The organism is Pseudomonas sp. HMSC066A08, from assembly GCF_001813025.1.
In the GTDB taxonomy this organism is placed as follows: domain Bacteria; phylum Pseudomonadota; class Gammaproteobacteria; order Pseudomonadales; family Pseudomonadaceae; genus Pseudomonas; species Pseudomonas aeruginosa.
In genome coordinates this window covers 59884-78478 of sequence record NZ_KV811390.1, presented here as the reverse complement: position 1 = coordinate 78478, position 18595 = coordinate 59884, and the positions used below count along the sequence as shown (strand labels likewise).

The following is an 18595-nucleotide window of genomic DNA, read 5'->3' as shown; positions in this document are numbered from 1 at the left end:
GTCAGGCTGATGTCTATCAGGCGGGGTGCAGCGCGGGTTCCACAATCTGGCCGGCGTGCATATGTACCAATTTGTCGGCGATGTCGAAGTAACGGTCGTCGTGGGATATGACGATGAGCGTGCGGCCCTGGCGTTTCAGTTCGGGCAACAACTCGGTGTAGAACACGCGGCGGAATGCGGGGTCCTGGTCGGCCGCCCATTCGTCGAATACCAGCACCGGGCGGTCGTCCAGCCAGGCGTTGATCAGCGCTAGGCGTTTGCGTTGACCAGTGGAGAGGTCGGTGGTGGTGAAGCTGCCATTGCGGATACCCACCTTGTGTGCGATGTCCAGGCGCTCCAGGTATTTGTGGGCTTCCGCTGGCAATTCGGTGCGGCCGCGAAGCAATTCGTCGAACAGGTAGTAGTCGGTGAGGACGGTGGCGAACAATTGGCGGTAGTCGTCTCGTTGCGCGTCATCCACAGTCTTGCCGTTCAGGCGGATTTCGCCCTGCTGTGGGGTGTATAGACCCAGGAGCAGCTTGATCAACGTGGTTTTGCCGCAGCCGTTCTCCCCGACGACGAAGACGATTTCGCCCCGGCGAATGGTCAGGTCGAGAGGGCCGAGATGGAAAGACTGACCGCCTTCGGATTGTGGGTAGTCGTAGCGCACCTGGCGCAGTTCGATTCGCTCCAGGCTCATGTCCGCCGGAGCGGGAGTGTTTTCCAGAAGGTGTGGCTCGGAAGAGGAGAACTGTCCTGCCAGTTCGCCGATCCGGCGTAGTGCGATCTTGGCGCGACTCAGGTTGGGAATGTTGATGACCAGTTGTTCCAGGGGAGCCTTCATGTACAGCATGACCAGCACGAATCCTCCCAACACGGTTCTTTCGGCAGCGGGCCAGAGTGCCAGGAAGGCGATCGCCATTCCGATCACCGCGAAGAACAGCATCGAGCCGAAGGTCTCGGCGCTTATGAATATGGCGGCGGAGCGTACGTTGGCCTTACAGATGTCTTCTGTCGTGCCATGGATCTGCCTCTCCAGCAAATCGATGCGGCGTTCGCGCTGTATGCGCAGTTCCTTGGCTCCGGCGGAAATGGCCTGGTAGTGCTTCTGCAGTTCGTCCTCGCCGTCGCGAGCTGCCTGTAGGCTATGCGTGCCGCGACGGTGGGCCAGATATTGGGCGCCACTACCGAGCACCACCGTCAGCACCGTGACCAGCAGGATCTGCCAGGATAGCAAGGCCAGGTAACTCAGGCAGCCGATGGTCACAGTGAAGGCGATGAGCATGGGCGATACGCTCAGAGCGAAGACGCTGAGTGCGCCGACGTCGTTGAGCAGTACCGGGATCAGGCGATGCGCACGATAGCGTTCCAGTTGTTCGATCGGCGCGGCGAGAATCCTGGCGGCCAAGTCTCGACGCAGGGTGGCGACCACGCGCTGGCCAACATAATTCGTCAGCAGTTTCGACAGGGTCGAGCAGACCAGGGTCATGACGCACAGGAGGGCGAAAAGCAGGGCCACGTGCAGGTTCGGGCCGCCTTCTGTATTCATTGCAGTGTTGATGGTGGCCAGCAGGGCCGTGACGCTGAGGCCGCCGGCGATTCCCAGCAGTACCGAAAGCAGGACGTGCGGCCAGAACGGCTTGAGGAGAGTCAGGGTTTCATGGGCAAGGCTTTCAGCTGTTCGGGTCATGGGGCCTTCTCGGATGCCTACGGAGAAATGGAGGTCGATGGGTAGTCGCGTCGTTGACCTCGTCTTGATCCAGTGAGACGAGAAGGAGGTCGTCCGATTTAGGCCGTGCAACTGTGGGGCGCATGCTGGAAAGGGCGTGCCATGCGCCGTGGGATACTTCTCCTAGCTGGAGGACGAAGTGGCGGGGGAAATGTTTAAGTTGCTCTGGCCCGTCCGGCAGTTGCCGATAAATTCGGCCGGGGGTCGTTCGTTGCTCTCATGGAGAGCATGCAACCGGGGCGCTCGAAGTCCCGGCGAGTGCCGCGTACACGATGTGTATTCCCATGCACGACGCCGATCCACTCCCAGGAATGAACCATATGAAGAAACGGAAACTCGCCTACATCTGGTCGCTGCGCAATGCTGCAGCGGACAAGGCCGGTCAGTATGTCCCCTACAAGGGCGAAGAGCGCTACATGAAGTCGGTGCTGGAGTCTCTCGTCGAGGGATTGAACCAGACGTCGCTGGGAGAGGCATACGAGTTGGTCGGCGTGATCTATGACGACGATGCGGGGTTGCCGCGCGACCAGGAAAAAATCAGGGACTACGGTTTCGCCTATCGTCCCGGGCAGCAATGGTTCTATCCGGCAGACCTGCAGGTGCAAGGCAAGACCCTGAACGACCTCTTGCTCAGCGTGCCGTCCACCTACCGTCGGTACCCACGGGGTACGCCCGAGCACGTGGCCGGCAAGAGCGATTTCGAGCGACGCCTGCATGACACCCTGGTGGAGCTGGGCGCCGATGTAGTGGTATTGGACGGGCTCCTGGTAATCCTCGATGAGCTGGTGCGCCCAGGCGCTCCGTTCGCACGACGGATCATGAATATCCATCCTGGCGTGACGCGCGAGGACTCGCCTTACGAGCGTCGTGGTGCCTATGCGACCCTGGATGCCCTCTATGGAGCGCGTGGCGAGAAGGTGGTGGATTGGTCGACCCTGGAAAAGGTCGCGGTCGAGCCGCTGTACTGGACCGGGGCATCCTTCCACTATGTGGACAATGGCATCGATTCCGGCGAGGTATTCCACGATGTGTTGAAGACCGAGATATCGCCCGAGGATACCATCCTCGAACTACGCTGGAACAACTTCAACAACAGTCTGTTCCCGGCGCTGCATGAGGGCCTGGCGCTGCTGGCGGAAAAAGGCTGACCGGGAGTTGCCGTAGCGTTGAGCGAAGGCCGGGAGCGAGAGCGTCCCGGCCTTTTCCATCAGAGTTCGCGGGCGACGCGAAAGCCGATCCAGTCTCCGCGGGTGTCGGGGTAGGCATTGTTGCGATTGCCCGAGCGCGAGAAGATCGGCGGCTCGCCCCAGTCGTTGCCGCGGATCTGCACCAGCTCGCACTTGTCCTCCATCCACGCGCTGCCATCGCTCGGCGCGCCGTTGTAGTGGTCGTGCCAGCAATCGGCGACCCACTCGTAGACGTTGCCGTGCATGTCGTAGACGCCGAAGGCGTTGGGCGGGAAGCTGCCCACCGGCGAGGTGAAGTTGTAGCCATCGCTGGCGCCGTAGGTGTTGGCGTGCTTGGCGATGCTGTATTCCTTGCCTTCGTCGAACGGGAAGGGGAAGGGGCCGGCGCTGCCGGCGCGGGCGCCGTACTCGCGCTCGGCCTCGCTGAGCATGCGGTAGTGCTTGCCGGTCTTCTTCGACAGCCAGGCGGCGTAGTTATTCACATCGTTGTAGTCGACGCACACCGCCGGCTGGCGAGGGCCTTGCTGGTAGCGCGGCTTGCCGGCGATGCATTCGCGGCCGGGGCGGGTATCGCCGTCGGCCAGCTTGACGCCGGTGGCCTTCAGGTAGGCGTCCAGTTCGCCGGCGGTGACCTGGTAGCGGCTGATGGCGAACGGCTTGGCGAAGGTCACGTCGTGCAGCGGGCCCTCGTCGGGCTGGCGGCCGACCTCGTCGTCCGGGGTGCCCATGGTGAAGCTGCCGGCGGGCAGCACGACCATCTCCGGGCAGTCCTTGCAATCCTTGAACACCGTGCCGGGTTTCTTCGCTTCGTCGGCGAAGGCGGGGGCGGTGGCGACGATCAGTGCGGCCAGGGCCAGGGGCGATAATGCGTGCATGGCGGTTCTCGTTGAGTGGCGAAAGGGGTCAGGCGAGTTGCGGGGCGAGGATTTCCAGCACCCGGTCGATCTCCGCCTCGTCGTTCAGCAGGCTCGGCGCCAGGCGCACCACCGGGCCGACATCGCGATCCACGGCGTCGCTGATCACCCGGTGCGCCATCAGGTGTTTGGCGACCGTCTCGCAATCGCGGCCTTCGACGCGGAAGAAGGTGAAGCCCGAGGACAGCTCGGGGCTGGTCGGCGTGACCAGGCGGACCTTGGGATGCTCGCCCAGGCGCTGCTTGAGGTAGGCGTTGAGCTGGTGGATACGCGCCTGGACCTCGGCCTTGCCCAACTGCAGGTGCAGCTCGAAGGCCGTGCCCAGGGCCAGGCGATGTTCGAAGGCGTGGTAGCCGCCAGGGGTCATCAGGGTGCCGAAGTTGTCGGCGCGGGAGAAGGTCGGGATGCTCGGCACCAGGTGTTCCTGGAGCTGCTCCGAGCGGGCGATGATGACCCCGGTGCCGCGCGGGCCGAACAGCCACTTGTGGGTGCCGGCGATGAAGTAGTCGCAGTCGAAGTCGGCGAAGCTGACGTCTTCCACGCCGAAACCATGCACGCCGTCGACCACGTAGATGATCCGGTCCTGTTCGTCGCGCTTCTGGTTGAGTTCGCGCACCAGCTTGCCGATCTCGCGGATCGGCAACTTCACGCCGCTGCCCGACTGCACCCAGGTCATGCCCAGCACCCGGGTCTGCGGGCGGATACGCGAAGCGATGCTGCCGAGTATTTCATCGGCGCTGACCTGGTGTGGATCCTTGAACAGGGGGAAGGTATGTACCTGGGTACCCATGCGTTTCTGTCGGTACTCCAGGGTGGTGTAGGTGGAGTAGTGCTCGTGGGAGGAGGTCAGGATCTCCTTGCCCGGCTGCACCAGCAGGCCGCCGTAGATCGCCGCCAGGCCGTCGGTGGTGCTGCCGGTGAGCGCCACCTGGCCAGGTTGCACGGCGAAGTAGCGACCTGCCCAGGCGCGAGCCTCGTCCTCGTATTTCCAGATTTCCTCGCGATGCCAGTCGACGGTTTCGCCCGGGTTTTCATTGAAGCGCAGACGCAACCGGTCGATGGCCTGCTGTACCGGGCGCGGATGAGAGGCAAGCAGGAAGTTGGCGAAATGCAGGTACCGCGGATCGAGGTCGAAGAGCTGGCGCAGAGCCTGCCACTTGTCGCTGTTCGACTCGGTGGCTGCCTGGGTGAGTCGGGCCGAAGAAAGCAGTGGCAGGCCGGCGGCGATGATACCGGCCTGCTTGAGGAAGGTGCGACGGTCGGTCATGAAGAGATCCGTTATGGCTGGATGGGGGAGGAGATGGGCTTGGCGCGCTTCTGTACCTCGCCCCAGACGCGCAGGAAGTTACCTCCCCATAGCTTGGCGATGTCGGCGTCGGAATAGCCGCGGATGATCAGCTCGGCGGTGACGTTGCGGTTCTCGCTGACATCCTTCCAGCCATCCAGCCCGCCGCCGTCGTTGAAGTCCGAGGCGATGCCGACATGGTCGATGCCTACCTTCTTCACCGTGTAGTCGATGGCGTCGACCAGTTCCTTGAGGCCTGCCTTTGGTTCTTCTTCGAGGATTCCATAAAGCGTGCTGGCGTATTCACCGAACTTCGACTCCGGCCAGATAGCGATGATCGGATCGCCCGGCATCAGGGCATAGTCCAGGCCTTCCAGGGGGGGCAGATCGAAGCGGATACGCAACGCATTGAGCTTTTCCAGGGTGGGTTTGCTGAGTGGGCGCAGATAGGCGGGGAAACCAACTACCTGGATTACACCGCCGCTGTCCTTGATCAGTTGCATCTGCCGGTCGCTGAGATTGTGTCTGATATCCACCAGGGCTCGTGGGGCCGAGTGTGACGCGACGATGGGCGCGCGACTGAGCGCGGCTACCTGTTCCAGCGCCTTGCCCGACATCTGCGAGACGTCGATGATCACACCCAGATCGTTGAGTCGTTGTACCGCCTGCTTGCCCAGCGGCGAAAGGCCGCCCAGCGGGTCCGGCGAGTCGTTGAAGAACGGCAGGGGGCGAGCTGCATCGGACCAACTGTTGTTGCCGACATAGTTGAAGCCGAACATTCGGACGCCTCGGGCTGCCCAGCGGTCCAGTTGGGAAAGGTCGTCGCCAAGCGGATAGGCATTGAGCATGCTCATGACTACGGCGAACTTGCCTTCCATGGCCAGCCGTCGGAAGTCTTCGGGCGAGTAGGCGATAGCGATCCGGTTGGGAAAATCGCGAACCATGCCGGTGAGGATCTTGTAGCGGGTTTCCTGCTGGTGGCGAGCCTCTTCGACGAACCCCAGGGTCGGTTTGTGGGGGGAATTGGGCCCGCTCCACATTTCTGGCCAGCCGAAGATCGCCAGGGCGGCGCCCGAAAGACGGCCCCGGCCAGCCTTGATCAGATCAAGCTGGCCGGGGCCGTCTTTGTCCACTTCGTTGCCGGTCGTACCGAAATCCAGGGGAACGGTGATCTTGCTGTCGAAGGAGAGGATGCGGTCCTGCAATTCCTCTGCATGCTTCATGACTTTGCGTGGGTAGCTGGCGCTGCTCGGCCCGAAAGCTTTCCAGGCCAGCAGGCCTGCGCCGACGAGAGTAATGAAGAGGATCGGTAAGCCTAAGTAGAGGGCCTTGCTTGTACGTGGTCTGGTCATTGCCATCTCAGTCAGGGTCGAGATCGAGGAGCGCCGGCGGTTGCCTGTCGAAGCGGGCCCACCTGTCAGGGAGGAACGAGGCGGGAGAGGGAAAATTTAGCCATGGCCCCTCTCGACCATGGTGTCGAGGCTTGGTGGCGTGCCAGTAAATTTGCCGACGGACGGAACGTTCTAGCTGGATAAAGCGGGCTTCGCGGTTGACACAGGTAGGACGATGACGGTTTCTCGACGAGGTTTCATGGCCGGCTTGGCGCTGACCGGAGCGGCGGCGTTGCCGGTGGCTTACTACACCCGCCGTCACTTGGCCCGCGAAGAAGAGGAACCGCCCACGGCCGACGAGGCCGTGCTCGATCTGGCCGATACCGCGGGTATGCGCCTGGGTGGTCGCTTGCGTGGGGTGTGGGACCTGCGTCTGGTCGGTGCTGATGCTGGCTTGCCCGGCCTGCCGGCGGAAGGCTTGCAAATGGTGCTGGATGTCGCTCCCAAGGGGCGTGGCCTGATTGGCTATCTCGATACTCCTACACGACTGCTGTCGAGCGATGAGCCCAGGTTCCGTGTGAGCGGCGACCTCGTTGGAGCCAGTTCGGCGCGAATTCGCTGGCGCCTGGTCGACCAGGCTTCGGCGTCGATGGCGCCGACCCATGACTGCTCCGCAGTATTTGATGAAGTCTGGGATAATTTCGCCAATGCCGGGGACGGCACGCTGAGCGGGCATATCTTGCGCCTGGATCGTTCTCCGGGGCTGCCGGAGGAAGATTTCCGCTTCGTAGCGGTCAAGCGACACTTTCCGCCAGCTCGCGAACGCATCGCTCTCAACGAGAAATTGCTGGGATGGTTAGTGTCGCCGCAGCACCGGTTGTTCCACCAGCTATGGCACGCCTCGCGGGACAAGTGGCATCAACTGTCGGAGAAGCAGCGCAATGCGTTGCGTGGGGTGGGCTGGCAGCCTGGCCCGCTGGACCGGGAGCGCGATGCGCGGGGGCCAAGAAAGGATCGCAACGCTTCTGGTATCGACTTCCTTTTCATGCATCGGCATATGCTGCATACCGCACGATCCATGCAAGACCTGCCATCCTGGAAGCGTTTGCCGCGCCCCGCGGTTCCGCTGGAATTCGATCGTCCCGGCTTCATCCGCTACTTCGACAATCCAGATGGTTTCTCCGTGCCGCCGGCCTGGGTAGCGGTCGGGGACGACGAATACAGCGAATGGCTGCGTGGGTTGAAAAGCGCAGAAGCGTACCATTCCAATTTCCTGGCCTGGGAGTCGCAGTACCAGGATCCGGAATATCTGGCGAAGTTGACCCTGGGACAGTTCGGCTCGGAGATGGAGCTGGGTATGCACGATTGGTTGCATATGCGCTGGGCGACCGTGACCCGCGACCCATCCAACGGGTCGCCGGTCATGGGTGACCGCGTCCCGTCGGATTTCTCGCCGCGCTGGTTCCGCCCGGAGAACGATTTCCTCGGCGATCCGTTCTCGTCCCATGTGAATCCCGTGTTCTGGTCCTTCCATGGCTGGATCGACGACCGTATCGAGGATTGGTACCGTGCCCACGAGCGTTTCCATCCCGGCGAAGTGCGGCGTCGAGAGGTGCAGGGTATTCCCTGGTTTGCGGCTGGGCGCTGGGTGGAGGTGGACGACCCTTGGCTCGGCCCGGCGACCCATGGTTGCGGCCTGTCGGATCTGCAGGCGAGCAGCAATTCGGTGGAGCTGGACGTGGAAACCATGAAGCTGGCGGTACGCATCATCTTCAGCGAAGAAGATCAACTGAGCGGCTGGCTCAAGCGTGCGCCGCGGCGGCCCTGGTACGCGCGCAACCTGAAGCTGGCGCGCGACCAGCTCAGGCGCTGAACGGCGAAAGAGCGAGTAAGGATGGAGGAGGCCCGCGCAACGCGGGCCTCAGTCTTTCCGCGCGAGACCCTGGCGGTCGCTCTGCCAGCCGCCGCCGAGGGCCTTGTACAGGCCGACCGAGGCCTGCAGGCGGGCCAGCCGTAGCTGCACGGCGGCATCCTGCGCCGCGTACAGCGTGCGTTGCGTTTCGAGGACCGTCAGCAGGGTTTCCGCGCCGGCCTGGTAGCGGCTGTCGGAGAGATCGAAGGCGCGCTGCGCCTGCTCCAGCTCCTGCTGCTGCCAGTGCAACTGGCGGTCGAGGCCGTCGATGCTGTTCAGCGAGCGTTCGGTGTCGGCAAAGGCGGTGAGGATCGCCTTGCGGTAGGTTTCCAGCAGTTCTTCCTGACGCGCGAGGCTGCGGTCGCGCTCGGCGCGCAGGCGGCCGTGGTTGAAGATCGGGGCGAGCAGGTTGGCGCCCAGGTTGTAATAGGGGTTGCGGAAAGTGTCGGCGGCGCGGTTGGCGCCGGACGACAGCGAGGCGCTCAGGGTCAGCTTGGGGAACAGCGCCGCGCGCGCCACCTGCACGTCAGCCTGGGCCGCGGCCAGTTGCGCTTCGGCGTTGGCGATATCGGGACGGCGGCTGAGCAGTTCGCTCGGCAGGCCCGCTCCGGTCTCCGGCCAGCGCAGGCTGTCGAAAGGCCGCTCGGCCACCTGTAGCGCCTGCACCGGCTCGCCGATCAGGGTGGCCAGGGTAATCAGCGCCTCATGGGCCTGCTGCTCGAGCAGCGGCAGCTGCTTGCGCTGGCTGGCGACCAGGCTGCTCTGCTGGGCGACCTCCAGGGCGGTGGCCGAGCCCGCGGCATGGCGGGTCTCCACCAGGCGCAGGACGTGCTCGGCGTTGTCCAGGTTGAGCCTGGCGATGCGCTGCTGTTCGCGCAGCGCCAATACCTGCAGGTAGCTGTTGGCGACGCCGGAGAGCAGCGTCAGCTCCACCGTGGCGCGGTCGTATTCGCTGGCCTTGAGGCTTTCCAGGGCACTGCGGTAGGCGGCCCGGCGGCCACCCCAGAAGTCCACTTCGTAGCTGGCGCTGAGGCCGGCGGAGAAAGAGTCGACGGCGTCGTTGTCGGAGGTGGCGTCGGTGCCGCTGTAGCCCGAGCCGCGCAGGAGTTTCTGCCGGCTGGCGCCGAGCGTCGCATTCAGCTCCGGCAGCAACGGCGCGCCGGCGATCACCGCCGAGGCCTGGGCCTGGCGCACGCGGGCCACCGCCGCGCCGAGGTCCTGGCTGTTCAGCAGGGCGCGTTGCAGCAGGCTGTCTAGTTCCGGTGCGCCGAAGGCCTTCCACCACTGGCGGATGTCGCTGGCATCGCTGCGCCCGGCGGCCAGGTAGCGCCACTGGGTGGGCGCGGCCAGGCCGCTGTCGAGGGGCGCCGGCGTGCTGCCGCAGGCGCCGAGCAGCAGGCAGGCGGAAATCAGAGAAAGATTCTTCATGGACATGTCCGTCATTGGCTGGCCAGGGCGGCCACCGGGTCCAGCTGGGCGGCCTTGCGCGCCGGCATGAAGCCGAACACCAGTCCGGTGACCAGCGCGCAACTGAAGGCGCCGACGATGGCCGACAGGGAAAAGGCCACCGCGACCTGGCCGAGCAGCAGCACGCCGCCGATGCATAGGGCCAGGGCGATCCCGGCCAGGCCGCCGACCACCGAGAGCATCGCCGCCTCGGTGAGGAACTGACGGAGGATATCGCCCTGGCGGGCGCCGGTGGCCATGCGGATGCCGATCTCGCGGGTGCGTTCGCGCACGGTCATGAGCATGATGTTCATCACGCCGATCCCGCCTACCAGCAGGGAGATCGCGGCGATCGAGCCGAGCATCAGCGACAGGGTGTTCTGGGTCTTCGCCTCGGCCTGGATCATCGCCGCGTTGTTGGTCAGCTCGTAGTCGCGCTGGCCGCGGTGCAGGCGCAGCATCAACTGGTCGATGGCGCGTTCGGCCTGGTGCACGCGCTGGGCGTCGGCGGCGGCGATGATCACGTACTCGGGGTTGCGCGTGCCGAACAGGCGGATGCTGGCAGCGGAGTAGGGGATGGCGATGCGGTTGTCGGCATCCTTGTCGCCGGAGCTGGAGCCTTTCTCGGCGAGCACGCCGATGACCTGGAACGGCACGTTCTCGATGAGGATGTAGCGGCCGATCGGGTTGGCGCTGCCGAACAGCTTCTTGCGCACCTTGTAGCCGATCACCGCGACCGTGGTGGCGGCGTCTTCGTCGCGCTCGGTGAAGTAGCTGCCCTCGGCCACCGGCCAGTTGAGGATTTCCGGGAAATCGGTGTTGTTGCCGCCGACGTAGGCGTGGTAGTCGATGTTGCCGTAGCGCACCACCAGCTCGCCGCCGTTCACCGGCATGACCTTCTTCACCTGGGGCAGGGTGGCGATGGCGGCGACGTCGTCGCTGCTGACGATGCCCATCGGCGCGCGCGGGTTCGGCGAGTAGCCGCTGAGATAGATGATGTTCGAGCCGAACGCGCCCATCTGCGCCATCACCTGGCGCTTGCTGCCCTCGCCGACGGCGAGCATGACCACCACCGAGGCGACGCCGATGATGATCCCGAGCAGGGTCAGTGCGGTGCGGAACCGATTGATCCACATCACCCGCCAGGCGGCACGCACCGCCTCCAGCAGTTCGGCGCGCCAGGCCCCCGAGGGTTCGCTGCTGCCCTCGGCGAGGCGCTGGCTGAGATCGTCGGCCTGCAGGTGGCGCTCGACGCCGGCGCTCGGGTGCGCCGGGCGGGCGTCGTTGGCGCTGTCGCTGACGATTTCGCCGTCGCGCACCTCGATGATGCGCTTGGCGCGGGCGGCGACGTCGCGGTCGTGGGTGATCAGGATCACCACGTGGCCCTGGCTGGCCAGTTCGTCGAGCAGCGCCATGACTTCCGCGCCGCTGTGGCTGTCGAGGGCGCCGGTGGGTTCGTCGGCGAGGATGATATGGCCGCCGTTCATCAGCGCGCGGGCGATCGATACCCGCTGCTGCTGGCCACCGGACAACTGGTGCGGACGGTTGGCGGTGCGCTCGGCCAGGCCCAGGCGTTCGAGCAGGGCCCGCGCACGGGTATGCCGCTCGCTCGCCGGGGTGCCGGCGTAGATCGCCGGCATCTCGACGTTTTCCTGGGCCGAGGCGGAGGGGATCAGGTGATAGCCCTGGAATACGAAGCCGAATGCCTCGCGGCGCAGCCAGGCCTGCTCGTCGCTGTCCAGTTCGGCGACGTCGTGGCCGGCGAAGTGGTAGCTGCCGGAGCTGGGCCGGTCGAGGCAGCCGAGGATGTTCATCAGGGTCGACTTGCCGGAGCCGGAGGCGCCGACGATGGCGACGAACTCGCCGGCGTGGATCGACAGCGATACGCCCTTGAGTACCTCGACTTCCGGAGTGCCGTTGCCGCCGTAGCGCTTGCGGATGTCGCGCAGTTCGATCAGGGGGACGGGTTGCGTGGCGTTTTCCATCAGCTGTCGCTGCCGTCGGGAGCGGCCATCAGCAGGCGGTCGCCTTCTTCCAGGCCGGCAAGCACCTGTACCCGCAGGCGGTCGCTGATGCCGGTCCTGATCTGGCGGCTCTGCGGCTTGCCGTTGCTGCCGACCACCCAGGCGACCTGGCCGCCCTTGCCGTCGTCGTGGATGGCGGCGACCGGTGCGGTGAGGATGTTTTCCGCGGTGGCGGCGACGAAGAACACCTGGGCGGTCATTTCCGCCATCAGTTGGTGGTCGCCGTTGTCCACGTCGACCAGCACGGTATACAGCACCACCCGGCCGCTGCCGCTCTGCCCGCCGCTGCCGCTGGTGGGGCTGCCGCCGCCCTGGTTGCTCTGGTCCAGCGGCTTGGGCGGCACCGGGAGGATCTGCCGGACCTTGCCGGTCCAGCGCCGGCCTTCGCCGCTGAGGGTCGTGAAGTAGGCCGGCATGCCGGGCTTGACCCGGCCGATGTCGGCTTCTGAAACCTGGGCCCAGACGGTCATCGGCGACAATTTGGCGATCCGCAGGATCAACGGGGTCTGCTGCTGGGCATTGAGGGTCTGGCCTTCGCGCGCATCGACCGCCACCACCGTGCCGGACATCGGCGCGTAGATGCGGGTATAGCCGAGTTCGGCTTCGTCGCTGCGCAACGAGGCCTGGGCCTGGCGGATCTGCGCCTGGTACATCTCGATCCGTGCCTGGGTGGCGAGCATCTGCGCCTGGGCGCTCTGCACGTCCTCGGTACGCGTCGCGCCGCCGGCGGCCAGCCGCTGCTGGCGCTGGTACTGCTGGCGGGCGAGGGTGTACTGGGCGCGTTGCTCGGCCAGCTGGGCCTTGAGCATCTCGATCGAATAGCGGCCGGCATCGACCTTGGCCTGCTGGGTGGAGGGGTCGATCTCGACCAGCAACTGGCCTTCCGTCACATCGTCCCCGGCCTCGACGTGCAACTTGCGGATCTGCCCGGAGGCCTGGGCGCCGACGTCGACGTAGCGCCGCGGTTGCAGGGTGCCGAGCGCCGAGACGCTGCTCTCGATGCTGCCGCGGCTGACGCTCACGGTATCGAAGCTGCTGCTGCGGAACGGATAGGCCTGCCAGGCGGCCAGGGCGATCAGGGGGCTGAGGCAGACTGCGACGAGCAGTGCGCGACGAGTACTACGGGTTCGTCTCATTCGGGAATCCGGCCGGTGCGTGGAGAGACCGCCGCCGCTGGATCGGCAGGCTGGGCACTGCCAGATATACGAGGCCAGGGCGGCTAAATTTAACCTGGGTTCAGAGCTGGGCGTAACGGCTGCTGATGCGGATGCTGCCGTCCTCGCGATGTTCCAGGTCCACGGGCAGGACTTTCGGCAGGGCGTCGACCAGGCTGCGGATGTCGCGGGTGCTGTAGATCCCGCCAATGCGCAGTTTCGCAGCGCTCCTGTCGCCCAGGACCAGCGGAGCGTCGAGGTAGCGGTTGATCAGCGGCAGGGCCTTGGACAGGGGCAGGTCGTCGAGTACCAGGCGGCCCTCGCGCCAGGCTAGCGTCTGGCGGGTATCCACGGCTTCGACCAACGGTTGCAGCAGGCCCGGATAGTAGCTGGCCTGCATGCCGGGAGTCAGGCTGCTGTCGTTGCCCGAGCCTTCGCTGCGGACCTTCACCGAGCCCTCGGTGACGGTGACTACCACGTTGTCCTGGTACTTCCAGACGTTGAAGCGGGTGCCGGTGACGGTGATCGAGCCGTTGCCGGCCTTGACCACGAAGGGGTGCGCGCTGTCGTGGGTGACATGGAAGTAGGCCTCGCCCCTGTCCAGGGAAACCCGGCGGATGTCCTTGAAATTGGCGAAGCTCAGCTGCGTATTGAGGTCCAGTTCGACCTCGCTGCCGTCGGGAAGAACGGCATGCCTGACGTTGCCCTCGGCCTCGTAGCGCTGGTAGTTGGAAGGAATCCAGCCTTGCAGCCAGCCGAGATAGCCGGCCGTCGGTAACATAAGCAGGGCGAGGGCGGCGGCGCGTGCCTGGCTCTTCCAGCCCCTGCGGCGACGGCCGAGCGGGCGGGTTGCGGCGTGGTTGCGAAGCTCGGGCGCCGGCGTTCGCGGCAGCAGTTCGCTGAGCGCCCAGATCTCCTCCATTTCTGCGTATTCGGCGGCGTGCCGGGGATCGGCTGCCAGCCAGCGCTGGAACTCGCCACGCTCTTCCTCGGAGAGGTCCTCGGCGTGCAGGCGCATGCACCAATGCGCGGCGTCCTGCACAAGGGTGTCGCTGTCGGCGGGAGAGGGTGTCTTCATCGAGGGTTCCAGTTATGCCTTCGGATTGCGCTGCGAGCGAAACAAGGCTTTAAAGCTTGATGAGAATTATTATAAATTTAATGATTTCATACTGCCAATGTCGCCGGCAGGCGATCCCGCCCTTGGAAGGACAGTGCCGTAGAGGCAGCGAGCAGGAGTCGTCTTGGAAAACCATTATCGGGAGCTGCTGCGATTCCTCAGTGCCAGGCTCGGGGATCGACATGCAGCGGCGGATGTCGCCCACGACGCGTATTTGCGCGTTCTGGAGCGCTCCAGTCAAGCGCAGATCGAGCATCCGAAGGCTTTTCTGTACCGGACGGCGCTCAACCTGGCGGTGGACGAGCACCGTCGTAGCCGGGTGCGCCGGGCGGAACCCCTGGAGGTCCTGGACGACGAGGAGGGCCTGGCCAGTCCCTCGCCGCAGACGGTGGTCGACCAGGGGCAGCGCCTGGACAACCTGCAGCGCGCGCTGGCCGAGTTGCCGGCCATCTGCCGCAGTTCCTTCCTGTTGCGCAAGCTGGACGGCCTGTCCCATTCGCAGATCGCCGAACATCTCAATATTTCCCGCAGCCTGGTGGAAAAGCACATCGTCAACGCGATGAAGCACTGTCGGGTGCGCATGCGCGAATGGGAAGCCGACTGATTTCGCTATTCGTGCTCGGCAACGCTTAAATTTCATTTCCCTGTCCTCGTTCCTAGTCAACAGATGGCCCTCCAGGGCTGCTCTCGACTTATCGCTCCCGCTTGAAAGGGGGCCAATCCAGAGGAACTGGAAATGACTCAGGCAACTGCAACCGCCGTGGTTCACGATCTCATCGGTGTCGGCTTCGGCCCTTCCAATATCGCCCTGGCGATTGCCCTCCAGGAACGGGCCCAGGCGCAGGGCGCCCTGGAAGTGCTGTTCCTGGACAAGCAGGGCGACTACCGCTGGCACGGCAACACCCTGGTGTCGCAGAGCGAGTTGCAGATCTCCTTCCTCAAGGACCTGGTGTCCCTGCGCAACCCCACCAGCCCGTATTCCTTCGTCAACTACCTGCACAAGCACGATCGCCTGGTCGACTTCATCAACCTGGGCACCTTCTATCCCTGCCGGATGGAGTTCAACGACTACCTGCGCTGGGTCGCCAGCCACTTCCAGGAGCAGAGCCGCTACGGCGAAGAGGTTCTGCGCATCGAGCCGATGCTGAGCGCCGGCCAGGTCGAGGCGCTGCGGGTGATCTCGCGCAACGCCGACGGCGAGGAGCTGGTGCGCACCACCCGCGCCCTGGTGGTCAGTCCCGGCGGCACCCCGCGTATCCCGCAGGTGTTCCGTGCGCTCAAGGGCGACGGCCGGGTGTTCCACCACAGCCAGTATCTGGAGCACATGGCCAAGCAGCCCTGCAGCAGCGGCAAGCCGATGAAGATCGCCATCATCGGCGGCGGGCAGAGCGCGGCGGAGGCCTTCATCGACCTCAACGACAGCTACCCGTCGGTGCAGGCCGACATGATCCTGCGTGCCTCGGCGCTCAAGCCGGCGGACGATAGCCCGTTCGTTAACGAAGTGTTCGCGCCGAAGTTCACCGATCTCATCTACAGCCGCGAGCATGCCGAACGCGAGCGTTTACTGCGCGAATACCACAACACCAACTATTCGGTGGTGGATACCGACCTGATCGAGCGTATCTACGGCGTCTTCTACCGCCAGAAAGTCTCCGGCATCCCGCGCCACGCCTTCCGTTGCATGACCACCGTGGAGCGCGCGACCGCCACCGCCCAGGGCATCGAGCTGGCGTTGCGCGACGCCGGTAGCGGCGAGCTAAGCGTAGAGACCTACGACGCAGTGATCCTGGCCACCGGCTATGAGCGCCAGTTGCACCGCCAACTGCTCGAACCGCTGGCGGAGTACCTCGGCGACCACGAGATCGGCCGCGACTACCGCCTGCAGACCGACGAGCGCTGCAAGGTGGCGATCTACGCGCAGGGCTTCAGCCAGGCCAGCCACGGCCTCAGCGACACCCTGCTGTCGGTGCTGCCGGTGCGCGCCGAGGAAATCTCCGGCTCCCTGTACCAGCACCTGAAGCCCGGCGCTCCGGCCCGCGCCCTGCACGAGCACGCCCTGGCCAGTTGATCGGCGCCACGCCGCCACGCCCTGTGTTGCCCGTTTCCCCGCCAGGGGATGCCCGGCACGCAGGGCGTTTTCGTTGCATGTCCCGGCCGTTCCGGCCACCACTTTGCAGAGAAACGACATCGATGGGGATGCGTACCGTACTGACCGGCCTGGCCGGCATGCTGTTGGGTTCGACGATGACGGTCCAGGCCGATATGCCGCGGCCGACCGGGTTGGCCGCGGACATCCGCTGGACCGCCTATGGCGTGCCGCACATCCGGGCCAAGGATGAGCGCGGCCTGGGCTATGGCATCGGCTACGCCTACGCGCGCGACAACGCCTGCCTGCTGGCCGAGGAGATCGTCACCGCGCGCGGCGAGCGGGCGCGCTATTTCGGCAGCGAGGGCAAGTCGTCGGCCGAGCTGGACAACCTGCCGTCCGACATCTTCTACGCCTGGCTCAACCAGCCCGAGGCACTGCAAGCCTTCTGGCAGGCGCAGACGCCCGCGGTACGCCAGTTGCTCGAAGGCTACGCCGCCGGTTTCAACCGCTTCCTCCGCGAGGCCGACGGCAAGACCACCAGTTGCCTTGGCCAGCCCTGGCTGCGGGCCATCGCGACCGATGACCTGCTGCGCCTGACCCGGCGCCTGCTGGTGGAGGGCGGGGTCGGCCAGTTCGCCGACGCGCTGGTGGCCGCCGCGCCGCCCGGCACGGAGAAGGTCGCCCTGAGCGGCGAGCAGGCGTTCCAGGTCGCCGAGCAGCGGCGCCAGCGCTTCCGCCTGGAGCGCGGCAGCAACGCCATTGCCGTTGGCAGCGAACGTTCGGCGGACGGCAAGGGCATGCTCCTGGCCAACCCGCACTTCCCCTGGAACGGCGCGATGCGTTTCTACCAGATGCACCTGACCATTCCCGGCCGGCTCGACGTGATGGGGGCCTCGCTGCCCGGCCTGCCGGTGGTCAACATCGGCTTCAGCCGCCACCTGGCCTGGACCCACACGGTGGATACCTCCAGTCACTTCACCCTGTATCGCCTGGCGCTGGACCCGAAGGACCCGCGGCGCTACCTGGTCGACGGTCGTTCGCTGCCGCTGGAAGAGAAGTCCGTTGCGATCGAGGTGCGCGGTGCCGACGGCAAGCTGTCGCGCGTCGAGCACAAGGTCTACCAGTCGATCTACGGCCCGCTGGTGGTCTGGCCCGGCAAGCTGGACTGGAACCGCAGCGAGGCCTATGCGCTGCGCGACGCCAACCTGGAGAACACCCGGGTACTGCAGCAGTGGTACTCGATCAACCAGGCCAGCGACGTCGCCGACCTGCGCCGGCGCGTCGAGGCGCTACAGGGCATCCCCTGGGTCAACACCCTGGCCGCGGACGAGCAGGGCAACGCCCTGTACATGAACCAGTCGGTGGTGCCCTACCTGAAGCCGGAACTGATTCCCGCCTGCGCCATTCCGCAACTGGTCGCCGAAGGCCTGCCGGCCCTCCAGGGGCAGGACAGCCGCTGTGCCTGGAGCCGCGACCCGGCCGCGGCCCAGGCTGGCATCACCCCGGCGGCGCAACTGCCGGTGCTGTTGCGCAGGGACTTCGTGCAGAACTCCAACGACAGCGCCTGGCTGACCAACCCGGCGAGCCCGCTGCAGGGCTTCTCGCCCCTGGTCAGCCAGGAGAAGCCCATCGGTCCGCGGGCGCGCTACGCCCTGAGCCGGCTACAGGGCAAGCAGCCGCTGGAGGCGAAGACGCTCGAGGAGATGGTCACCGCCAACCATGTCTTCAGCGCCGACCAGGTGCTGCCGGACCTGCTCCGCCTGTGCCGCGACAACCAGGGCGAGAATTCCCTTGCCCGCGCCTGCGCGGCCCTGGCGCAGTGGGACCGTGGCGCCAACCTCGACAGCGGCAGCGGCTTCGTCTACTTCCAGCGCTTCATGCAACGTTTCGCCCAACTCGACGGCGCGTGGAAGGAACCGTTCGATGCGCAACGTCCCCTGGATACGCCGCAAGGCATCGCCCTCGACCGGCCGCAGGTGGCGGCCCAGGTGCGCCAGGCGCTGGCGGACGCGGCGGCGGAGGTGGAGAAGAGCGGGATTCCCGACGGCGCGCGCTGGGGCGACCTGCAAGTGAGCACCCGTGGCCAGGAACGCATCGCGATTCCCGGCGGCGATGGCCATTTCGGGGTCTACAACGCGATCCAGAGCGTCCGCAAGGGCGACCACCTGGAGGTGGTCGGCGGCACCAGCTACATCCAACTGGTGACCTTTCCCGAGGAAGGGCCCAAGGCTCGCGGGTTGCTGGCTTTCTCCCAGTCCAGCGATCCGCGCTCGCCGCACTACCGCGACCAGACCGAGCTGTTTTCCCGCCAGCAATGGCAGACCTTGCCGTTCAGCGACAGGCAGATCGACGCCGACCCGCAACTGCAACGGCTAAGCATTCGCGAATGATAAGCAATGCCTATCAGATCTGATGGGAAAAAAACTGA

The 18595-nt window shown here is 65.4% G+C and carries 13 protein-coding genes; 5 read left to right on the top strand and 8 right to left on the bottom strand.

The features are described from left to right. Positions 1–16: 16 nt before the first annotated feature. Positions 17–1669, bottom strand: a complete 1653-nt coding sequence (locus HMPREF2886_RS32275) for a cyclic peptide export ABC transporter (RefSeq protein WP_023084236.1) — start codon at positions 1667–1669, stop codon at positions 17–19. A gap of 359 nt (positions 1670–2028) precedes the next feature. On the opposite strand from HMPREF2886_RS32275, the gene pvdF reads away from it, so the two are divergent. Continuing rightward, positions 2029–2856, top strand: a complete 828-nt coding sequence (pvdF, locus tag HMPREF2886_RS32270) for a pyoverdine biosynthesis hydroxyornithine transformylase PvdF (RefSeq protein ID WP_012614135.1) — start codon at positions 2029–2031, stop codon at positions 2854–2856. Between the two features lie 59 nt (positions 2857–2915). On the opposite strand, the gene HMPREF2886_RS32265 is transcribed toward pvdF, so the two are convergent. The 3 genes from HMPREF2886_RS32265 to pvdM are packed head-to-tail and all read right to left on the bottom strand — an operon-like array spanning position 2916 to position 6446. Next, positions 2916–3770: a dihydropyoverdine dehydrogenase gene (locus HMPREF2886_RS32265; RefSeq protein ID WP_070749155.1), complete on the bottom strand. Its 855-nt coding sequence runs from the start codon at positions 3768–3770 to the stop codon at positions 2916–2918. Positions 3771–3798: 28 nt separating this feature from the next. Then, positions 3799–5076 (bottom strand): pyoverdine-tailoring periplasmic protein PvdN, encoded by a 1278-nt coding sequence (gene pvdN / locus HMPREF2886_RS32260; RefSeq protein WP_070749154.1) that lies wholly within the window; start codon positions 5074–5076, stop codon positions 3799–3801. An 11-nt stretch (positions 5077–5087) separates the two neighbouring features. Further along, positions 5088–6446, bottom strand: a complete 1359-nt coding sequence (gene pvdM / locus HMPREF2886_RS32255) for a pyoverdine-tailoring dipeptidase-like protein PvdM (protein ID WP_070749152.1) — start codon at positions 6444–6446, stop codon at positions 5088–5090. A gap of 214 nt (positions 6447–6660) precedes the next feature. On the opposite strand from pvdM, the gene pvdP reads away from it, so the two are divergent. Further along, complete coding sequence (gene pvdP, locus HMPREF2886_RS32250) at positions 6661–8298, top strand: pyoverdine maturation tyrosinase PvdP (RefSeq protein WP_031629095.1); 1638 nt, start codon at positions 6661–6663, stop codon at positions 8296–8298. Between the two features lie 48 nt (positions 8299–8346). On the opposite strand, the gene ompQ is transcribed toward pvdP, so the two are convergent. The 4 genes from ompQ to fpvR all read right to left on the bottom strand — a co-directional run bounded on the left by ompQ (position 8347) and on the right by fpvR (position 14039). Further along, a complete protein-coding gene (gene ompQ / locus HMPREF2886_RS32245; protein ID WP_070749150.1) occupies positions 8347–9771 on the bottom strand; it encodes a pyoverdine export/recycling transporter outer membrane subunit OmpQ in 1425 nt (474 codons plus the stop codon). 5 nt (positions 9772–9776) lie between these two features. Next, complete coding sequence (gene pvdT, locus HMPREF2886_RS32240) at positions 9777–11768, bottom strand: pyoverdine export/recycling transporter ATP-binding/permease subunit PvdT (RefSeq protein WP_033970712.1); 1992 nt, start codon at positions 11766–11768, stop codon at positions 9777–9779. Next, positions 11768–12943, bottom strand: coding sequence for a pyoverdine export/recycling transporter periplasmic adaptor subunit PvdR (gene pvdR / locus HMPREF2886_RS32235; RefSeq protein WP_033970713.1), 1176 nt, complete (start codon positions 12941–12943; stop codon positions 11768–11770). The genes pvdT and pvdR overlap by 1 nt, the downstream gene beginning before the upstream one ends. Positions 12944–13043: 100 nt before the next feature. Then, positions 13044–14039 (bottom strand): pyoverdine signaling pathway anti-sigma factor FpvR, encoded by a 996-nt coding sequence (gene fpvR / locus HMPREF2886_RS32230; RefSeq protein ID WP_003120136.1) that lies wholly within the window; start codon positions 14037–14039, stop codon positions 13044–13046. A 163-nt stretch (positions 14040–14202) separates the two neighbouring features. Here fpvR and fpvI point away from each other — a divergent pair, with 163 nt between their 5' ends. The 3 genes from fpvI (at position 14203) to pvdQ (ending at position 18557) form a co-directional block, all read left to right on the top strand. After that, positions 14203–14682, top strand: coding sequence for a pyoverdine signaling pathway sigma factor FpvI (fpvI, locus tag HMPREF2886_RS32225; RefSeq protein WP_003103620.1), 480 nt, complete (start codon positions 14203–14205; stop codon positions 14680–14682). A gap of 132 nt (positions 14683–14814) precedes the next feature. Beyond that, on the top strand, positions 14815–16146 hold the full coding sequence (gene pvdA / locus HMPREF2886_RS32220; protein WP_003103622.1) for an L-ornithine N(5)-monooxygenase PvdA: 1332 nt from the start codon (positions 14815–14817) through the stop codon (positions 16144–16146). 122 nt (positions 16147–16268) lie between these two features. Beyond that, positions 16269–18557, top strand: a complete 2289-nt coding sequence (gene pvdQ / locus HMPREF2886_RS32215) for a bifunctional acylase PvdQ (protein ID WP_083318651.1) — start codon at positions 16269–16271, stop codon at positions 18555–18557. Positions 18558–18595 lie beyond the last annotated feature (38 nt).

Bases quoted from the DNA above. Each gene is read 5' to 3' on its own strand.
- HMPREF2886_RS32265 (WP_070749155.1), bottom strand. From the start codon at position 3,770: ATGCACGCATTATCGCCCCTGGCCCTGGCCGCACTGATCGTCGCCACC.
- pvdF (WP_012614135.1), top strand. From the start codon at position 2,029: ATGAAGAAACGGAAACTCGCCTACATCTGGTCGCTGCGCAATGCTGCA.
- ompQ (WP_070749150.1), bottom strand. From the start codon at position 9,771: ATGTCCATGAAGAATCTTTCTCTGATTTCCGCCTGCCTGCTGCTCGGC.
- pvdQ (WP_083318651.1), top strand. From the start codon at position 16,269: ATGGGGATGCGTACCGTACTGACCGGCCTGGCCGGCATGCTGTTGGGT.
- pvdM (WP_070749152.1), bottom strand. From the start codon at position 6,446: ATGACCAGACCACGTACAAGCAAGGCCCTCTACTTAGGCTTACCGATC.
- pvdP (WP_031629095.1), top strand. From the start codon at position 6,661: ATGACGGTTTCTCGACGAGGTTTCATGGCCGGCTTGGCGCTGACCGGA.
- pvdN (WP_070749154.1), bottom strand. From the start codon at position 5,076: ATGACCGACCGTCGCACCTTCCTCAAGCAGGCCGGTATCATCGCCGCC.
- pvdA (WP_003103622.1), top strand. From the start codon at position 14,815: ATGACTCAGGCAACTGCAACCGCCGTGGTTCACGATCTCATCGGTGTC.
- pvdR (WP_033970713.1), bottom strand. From the start codon at position 12,943: ATGAGACGAACCCGTAGTACTCGTCGCGCACTGCTCGTCGCAGTCTGC.
- pvdT (WP_033970712.1), bottom strand. From the start codon at position 11,768: ATGGAAAACGCCACGCAACCCGTCCCCCTGATCGAACTGCGCGACATC.
- HMPREF2886_RS32275 (WP_023084236.1), bottom strand. From the start codon at position 1,669: ATGACCCGAACAGCTGAAAGCCTTGCCCATGAAACCCTGACTCTCCTC.
- fpvR (WP_003120136.1), bottom strand. From the start codon at position 14,039: ATGAAGACACCCTCTCCCGCCGACAGCGACACCCTTGTGCAGGACGCC.